6 protein-coding genes and 1 pseudogene are annotated in these 7,008 nt (G+C 71.3%); 6 read left to right on the top strand and 1 reads right to left on the bottom strand.

Features of this window, described 5'->3' with window-relative positions; translation table 11 throughout:
* The first annotated feature begins 2 nt into the window (after positions 1-2).
* The 6 genes from RBH18_RS42275 (at position 3) to RBH18_RS42250 (ending at position 6,178) form a co-directional block, all read left to right on the top strand.
* Positions 3-833 carry a carbohydrate ABC transporter permease gene (locus RBH18_RS42275; RefSeq protein ID WP_306216151.1) on the top strand — a complete coding sequence of 277 codons (831 nt, stop codon included), beginning with the start codon at positions 3-5 and terminating at the stop codon, positions 831-833.
* A 12-nt stretch (positions 834-845) separates the two neighbouring features.
* Positions 846-2,198 (top strand): ABC transporter substrate-binding protein, encoded by a 1,353-nt coding sequence (locus RBH18_RS42270; RefSeq protein WP_306216150.1) that lies wholly within the window; start codon positions 846-848, stop codon positions 2,196-2,198.
* Positions 2,195-4,186, top strand: a complete 1,992-nt coding sequence (locus RBH18_RS42265) for a beta-galactosidase (RefSeq protein WP_306216149.1) — start codon at positions 2,195-2,197, stop codon at positions 4,184-4,186. Before RBH18_RS42270 ends, RBH18_RS42265 begins: the two co-directional genes overlap by 4 nt.
* A 243-nt stretch (positions 4,187-4,429) precedes the next feature.
* The gene (locus RBH18_RS42260) at positions 4,430-4,954 is read left to right on the top strand and encodes a SigE family RNA polymerase sigma factor (RefSeq protein ID WP_306216148.1); all 525 of its coding nucleotides are present in this window, start codon (positions 4,430-4,432) and stop codon (positions 4,952-4,954) included.
* Entirely contained in the window at positions 4,947-5,771 is an 825-nt protein-coding gene (locus RBH18_RS42255; protein ID WP_306216147.1) for a hypothetical protein, read from the top strand. The genes RBH18_RS42260 and RBH18_RS42255 overlap by 8 nt, the downstream gene beginning before the upstream one ends.
* 185 nt (positions 5,772-5,956) lie before the next feature.
* A complete protein-coding gene (locus tag RBH18_RS42250; RefSeq protein WP_306216146.1) occupies positions 5,957-6,178 on the top strand; it encodes a hypothetical protein in 222 nt (73 codons plus the stop codon).
* A gap of 27 nt (positions 6,179-6,205) precedes the next feature.
* Here RBH18_RS42250 and RBH18_RS42245 read toward each other — a convergent pair.
* Positions 6,206-7,008 (bottom strand): annotated as a pseudogene (locus RBH18_RS42245) (sugar phosphate isomerase/epimerase and 4-hydroxyphenylpyruvate domain-containing protein); the annotation flags it as partial.

Here is a 7,008-nt window from a genome sequence, read left to right as displayed (position 1 = left end):
GCATCGTCCTCACGCTGCTCACCGGCATCGTGCTGGTCTACAGCCTGCTGCCGCTCGTCTGGCTGCTGATCAACTCGACCAAGACCCAGGACGGGCTGTTCACGTCCTTCGGCCTCTGGTTCGACGACGGCCCGTTCGCCTTCTTCAGCAACATCGCGGACACGCTGACGTACAACGACGGGATCTTCCTGCGCTGGCTGGGCAACACCCTGCTGTACGTGATCATCGGGGCCGGCGGCGCGACGTTCCTGGCGGTGCTCGCGGGCTACGGCCTGGCCAAGTTCGACTTCGTCGGCAAGAAGGCGGTCTTCGCGATCGTCATCGGCGCGGTCGCGGTGCCCGGCACGGCCCTCGCCGTCCCGACCTTCCTCATGTTCGCCAAGCTGGGGCTGACCAACACCCCGTGGGCGGTCATCATCCCGTCGCTGATCACCCCGTTCGGCCTCTACCTGATGTGGACCTTCGCCGCCGAGGCGGTGCCCACGGAGATCCTCGAGGCCGCCCGGGTCGACGGCTCCGGCGAGTTCCGCACGTTCTTCCGGATCGTGCTGCCGCTGCTGGCCCCCGGCATCGTCACCGTCCTGCTGTTCAGCATGGTCGCGACCTGGAACAACTACTTCCTGCCGCTGATCATGCTGCGCGACCCCGACTGGTATCCGCTGACCCTCGGCCTCAACGCCTGGAACGCCCAGGCCGCGACCGCCGGCGGCGAGGCCATCTTCAACCTGGTCATCACCGGGTCCCTGCTCACCATCATCCCGCTGCTCGCCGCGTTCCTGCTCCTGCAGCGCTACTGGCAGTCCGGCCTCGCCGCCGGCTCCGTCAAGGAATAAGAAAGGTCAAAGATGTCCGCTCTTACCCGGCGTCGGCTGCTCGGTGCGGCCCTCGCCTCCGCTGTGACCATCGGGCTCGCCGCCTGTGGCAGTGACGACGACAGCTCGACCGGTGGTGGCACCGCGGCGGCGCAGTCCGTCTCGGACGCCGACGTCGAGGCCGCGCTGCAGGCCGGCGGCAACCTGACGGTGTGGGCCTGGGAGCCCACGCTGACCAAGGTGGTCGAGGAGTTCCAGAAGAAGTACCCGAAGGTCAAGGTCAACCTGGCCAACGTGGGCACCAGCGCCGACCAGTACACCGCGCTGCAGAACGCCTTCCAGGCCGGCTCGGGCATCCCGGACGTGGCGCAGATCGAGTACTACGCGCTGCCGCAGTTCGCCCTGCAGAAGAACCTGAAGGACCTCAACACCTTCGGCGCCGCGTCGCTGAAGGACCAGTACAACACCGGCCCGTGGAACTCGGTGAACAGCGGTGGCGGCATCTACGGCCTGCCGATGGACTCCGGCCCGATGGCCCTGTTCTACAACAAGGAGGTCTTCGACAAGTACAAGGTCGAGGTCCCCACGACGTGGACCGAGTTCCTCGACGCCGCCCGCAAGATCCACCAGGCGGACCCGAAGGTCTACATCGCCAACGACACCGGCGACGCCGGCTTCGTCACCAGCATGATCTGGCAGGCGGGCGGCAAGCCGTACACCGTCGACGGCGAGACCGTGGGCATCAACTTCGCCGACGCCGGCACCCAGGAGTTCGTCAAGGTGTGGCAGACGCTGATCAGCGAGAAGCTGCTCGCGCCGATCACCTCCTGGAGCGACCAGTGGTTCCAGGGCCTGGCCAACGGCAGCATCGCCTCGCTGGCCACCGGCGCCTGGATGCCCGCCAACTTCGTGACCAGCGCGGCCAGCGGCTCCGGCAAGTGGCGCGCCGCCGAGCTGCCCCAGTACACCGCGGGCGGCACGGCGTCGGCCGAGAACGGCGGCTCCTCGCTCGCCATCACCGAGAAGGCCGCGGCGTCGACCCTGGCCTACGGCTTCCTCAAGTACGCCAACCAGGGCGACGGCGTCAAGATCCGCGTCGACAACGGCGCCTTCCCGGCGACCAGCGCGACGCTGAACGACCCGGCGTGGCTCAACACCGAGTTCGAGTACTTCGGCGGCCAGAAGGCCAACGAGGTCTTCGCCAAGTCCGCCCAGGGCGTGGTGAGCGGCTGGACCTACCTGCCGGTGCAGGTCTACTCGAACAGCGTCTTCAACGACACGGTCGGCAAGGCGTACGTGTCGAACACGACCCTGACCGACGGCCTCAAGGCGTGGCAGGACCAGACCCTCAAGTACGCCAAGGACCAGGGGTTCACGACCAAGTGACGACAGCGCGCTGGTTGCGCCCGACCCAGCCGGGGCAGCCGCCCCGGCTGGAGTACGGCGCCGACTACAACCCCGAGCAGTGGCCGCGGGAGGTGTGGGACGAGGACATCCGGGCCATGCGGGAAGCCGGCGTGACCGTGGTGTCGCTCGCCATCTTCTCGTGGGCCCGCCTCGAGCCCACCGAGGGCCGGTACGACTGGTCGTGGCTCGACGAGATCATCGAGCTGCTGCACGCCGGGGGCATCGCGGTGGACCTGGCCACGGCGACGGCCTCCCCGCCGCCCTGGCTCACCACCAAGCACCCGGAGATCCTGCCCGTCGACCGCGAGGGCCGCACGATCTGGCCGGGCGGGCGCCAGCAGTGGCGTCCCACCTCGCCGGTCTTCCGCCGGTACGCCCTGGGCCTCGTCCGGGCCATGGCGGAGCGCTACGGCAATCACCCCGCGGTGACCGCCTGGCACGTCTCCAACGAGCTGGGCTGCCACAACGTCTACGACTTCTCCGACGACGCCGCGGCGGCCTTCCGTACGTGGCTGGAGCACCGCTACGGCACGCTCGACGCGCTGAACGAGGCGTGGGGCACGTCGTTCTGGTCGCAGCACTACAGCGACTGGGCGCAGATCCTCCCGCCCCGGCTCGCGGCGACCCACCCGAACCCGACGCAGCAGCTCGACTTCAAGCGCTTCTCGTCGGACGCCCTGCGCGAGTACCTGCGCGCCGAGCGGGACATCCTGCACGAGATCACGCCGGACGTGCCGGTCACCACGAACTTCATGGTGATGGGCGAGACGAAGGCCATGGACTACGCCGCGTGGGCGGCCGACGTCGACTTCGTCAGCAACGACCACTACCGGCTGCCCGGCGAGCAGACGCTCGACGAGCTGTCGTTCTCGGCGAACCTGACCGGCAACATCGCCGGCGGCCACCCGTGGTTCCTCATGGAGCACTCGACCAGCGCGGTCAACTGGCAGCCGGTGAACCTCGCCAAGCTGCCGGGCGAGCTGTCCCGCGACGCGCTCACGCACGTCGCGCACGGGGCGGACGCGGTCTGCTACTTCCAGTGGCGGCAGTCCCGCGCCGGCGCCGAGAAGTACCACTCCGGCATGCTGCCGCACGCCGGGACGGACAGTGCCGTCTTCCGGTCGGTGGCCGAGCTGGGGGAGACGCTCAAGCGCCTCGCACCCCTGCAGGGCACCGGGCGTACGCCGGCCCGCGTCGCGATCCTGTTCGACTGGGACTCGTGGTGGGCCGCGGAGCAGGACTCGCACCCGACGGACCGCCTGCGCTACAAGCAGGAGGCCCTCGACTGGTACTCCGCCCTGCTGACGCTGGGCGTGCGTGCCGACGTCGTCCCGGCGGCCGCCGACCTGTCCGGCTACGGTCTCGTCGTGGCGCCGATCCTGCACGTGGTGCCGCAGCGGCTGCGCGAGCGGCTGGAGGCGTACGTGACCGGCGGCGGTCACCTCGTGGCCACGTACTTCTCGGGCATCGTCGACCAGGACGACCACGTGTACCTCGGGGGCTACCCGGGGGCGCTGCGCGACCTGCTCGGCATCCGGATCGAGGAGTTCGCGCCGCTGTTCGACGGCGAGACCGCGCCCCTGTCCAACGGGACCGTGGGCACGCTGTGGACCGACAAGATCGACGTGACGGGCGACGGGGTGGAGGTGCTCGCCACGTACAAGGACGGTGAGCCCGCGATCACCCGGCGTGCCGTCGGGACGGGCTCGGCGGCGTACGTGTCGACCCGCCTCGGCCCGGACGGCATCGCGCCGGTCCTCGGCGATCTGCTCGAGCAGGCCGGCATCGGCAGTGAGCTGCCCGCCGCGCTGCGCGGCAAGGTCGAGCTCGCCGTCCGCGGCGAGTACGCCTTCGTGGTCAACCGCACCGCCGAGCCGGTCGAGCTGACCGGCCTCGGGGGCGAGGCCGTCCACGGCTCGGCCGAGCTGCTCGAACCCCGTGGCGTGACGGTCCTGCGCCGCGCCTGAGGCACCATGTGCCCGGCCGTCTCCCGCACCCGGGAGGCGGCCGGAAACTTTTTCTCCGGAGCGAGCAACCTTTCCGCGCCCCCGAGCAACTAGGGGATTGGTCACGCGCGGAGAGGCCGGTCCCGGACCTCCCGGCCTCCCCGCGTGGGACCGGCTTTCCGAACGGCTGACATACTCCGGCTGTCCCGGACCCCAGTGCCCCCACGCGCCGGGGCAGCCGGCTCCACCCCCAGGAAGGCTTGAGTGACCGACCTCGACGCCGAACGTGCCTTCCGGCGCTTCTTCGACCAGCACCACGCGGACCTGTCGCGGCTCGCGTACCTCGTCACGGGCGACGCCGGGAGCGCCGACGACCTGGCCGCGGACGCGTTCACCGAGGTGTGGCGGCACTGGGCGCGGGTGCAGGCCGCGGACAGCCCGCTCGCGTACGCGCGGGGCATCGTCACCAACCTGGCCCGGCAGTGGATCAAACGGCAGACCCGCGAGCGGCACGGCATGCTCCGCCTGGGCCTGCTGCGCCGGGACCGCAGCGAGCCGGACACCCCGGCGGTGCTGGACGTCCGGGCGGCGCTGAGCAAGCTGCCGGTCCGGCGCCGGGAGTGCGTGGTGCTGCGCTACGCCTTCGACGTCCCGGAGCGCGAGGTGGCCGAGATCCTGGGCATCTCGGTCGGCGCCGTGAAGAGCCAGACCTCGCGCGGCGCCGCGCAACTGAGCAGTTTCCTGCAGGACTCACCGATCGAACTGGGCTTGGGAGGCCGACATGCGTGAGCACGACGAACGCCGCCTCCGGGCCGCACTGCAGCAGGAGGCGGAGCGGCACCGGCCGGACCGCGACGCGATGTTCGAGCGGGTGATCCGCAACCGCGCGGAGAAGCGCCGCGCGGTCCGCCCCCGCCTGAACCCGGTGGCCGCCGCGGCCGGCGTCGCCGTGGTGGTCGTCGCCAGCTTCGCCGGGATCCGCCTGGCGGCGAGCGACGACAAGCCGGACGACCAGGTCGCCGCGCCCACCCCGACGGCCTCGGCCCCGGCGACCCCGGCGCCGGCGAGCAGCACGCCACGCGAGGTGCCCGCGCCGGGCGTCTCCTCCGGCACGCTGAAGGCGCCCTCGTCCAAGCCGTCGGCCGGGCCGTCGTCGACCAGGGGCAGCAGCCGCAGCCCGCAGACCCCGGCGTCGACGGGGGCGGGCACGCCCAGCTCGACCGAGAAGGACGGCCACCTGACGGTCGCGGCCGGGATCAACCCGAACCCCAACCCGGTCTGGTCGCAGGCCGACCTGATCATGACCCTCACCAAGGAGGTCACCGCCCTCGAGGTGACGGTGACGGTGAAGCGGACCGGCGGCGCCACCACCCCGGGCATCTGGACGACGATCCCGGACGACCACCTGGCCGACAAGACCTACACCGAGCAGGGCGACACGATCGTCTACCACTTCCTGCTCAAGGACGGCTACACGGTCGCCCCGGGCGAATACACCTTCGCGTCGCAGTACAACCACGAGAAGAACCGCCCCACCAGCGGCGACACCTGGCGGGTCACTGCCACCGCCGGCGCTGAGCAGGCTTCCGTCCGCGGCACGTTCTAGCTCCCCGGCACGCACCGTCGCGACGGCCGGGCCGGCGGAGCAGCCGGCGTGGGCGTGCAGGCGCGGGGTTCCGCAGCACCACGAAGTCGCGATCCTGACATGGTCCCGGCTTTCGTATCCGCCGGGGCCGGTGACACCTCGACCTCTCCGGGACCGGCGCGTGCCGGCCCCGGAAAGGGGTTGTCATGCTCATCGCGGCTGCCGGTTGTGGTTGCCTGGTGCTGCTCGCCGGGGTGTGGTTGCTGATGATGTGGTTGGGCGGCGACGATGGACCGCCCGGGGGCTGGCTGCTGGCCATGGTCGTGGGCGTGATTCTGTCCCTTCTGATGGCCGGGGCGGTCGGGCTCTTCACGAGCGAGAGCACCTATCAGCCCCACCCCGGCTATCAGAATCCGTACGCACCATGACGGTGCCCGGCGCGAGGGGCGCTCAGGTCAGGGGGACGTTCTGAGCCGGTGGTGCAGCTGGGCGGCCATGCGGACCGGGGCGTTGCCGGCGCCGGAGCGGTCGTAGCCGCCGCGGCGCTCGAGGATCTCGAAGAAGACCCGGCCGCCGAGGACCGGGGTGTAGAGGTGGAGCAGTTCGCCGCCGTGCGGGTCGCGGTCGTAGAGCAGGCCGTGGCGGCGCATGTTTGCCAGGAGGTCGGCGGGCAGGGCGAAGCGGGCCTCCAGGTCGGCGTAGTAGTTGTCCGGCACCGGCAGGGCGGGGGCGCCGATCGCCTCGGCGGTGGCCACGATGTCGGCGGTGCGGAAGGCGACGTGCTGCGGGTCGGTGACGGCGGGGGCCCAGGCGCCGCGGCGCAGCAGGGCGACGGTGAGGGCGATCCGGACCGTACGGGCGGCATTGCCCAGCTCGCGCGAGCGCATCAGGCCGAACGGCGCCGCGAAGTCCTCCTCGGCGACGTCGGCCAGGTCCAGCACCGAGCGGTGGAACAGGCGCGCCTCGTCGAAGTGGTCGAAGGGCTGGGACAGGCCCAGGTGGTCGGTGGCGAGCAGTCCCGCCCCGGGCTCCGCGGGCTCGCCGGTGGCCAGGAAGTCACGCCGCCACGGGTCGCCGGGGCCGGTCACGAAGATGCTCGTCCCGTCGGGAGCGGTGATCGCGGCCAGGTCCGCCTCGCCGGGGCCGCGGACGTTCGGGTGCGCCGGGGCGAGCAGGGCCTCCGCTCGTACGAGGGAATCGCGGGGCTCCGCCGACGCGACGGCGAACGCGCTGACGCCCGCCGGACCGGGCGTGGTGA

The sequence above is a fragment of the Actinoplanes oryzae genome (assembly GCF_030757795.1).
In the GTDB taxonomy this organism is placed as follows: domain Bacteria; phylum Actinomycetota; class Actinomycetes; order Mycobacteriales; family Micromonosporaceae; genus Actinoplanes.
Note: the sequence above shows the minus strand (reverse complement) of the source record. Positions and strands in the feature narration are given on the sequence as shown.

Bases quoted from the DNA above. Each gene is read 5' to 3' on its own strand.
- RBH18_RS42250 (WP_306216146.1), top strand. From the start codon at position 5,957: ATGCTCATCGCGGCTGCCGGTTGTGGTTGCCTGGTGCTGCTCGCCGGG.
- RBH18_RS42270 (WP_306216150.1), top strand. From the start codon at position 846: ATGTCCGCTCTTACCCGGCGTCGGCTGCTCGGTGCGGCCCTCGCCTCC.
- RBH18_RS42255 (WP_306216147.1), top strand. From the start codon at position 4,947: ATGCGTGAGCACGACGAACGCCGCCTCCGGGCCGCACTGCAGCAGGAG.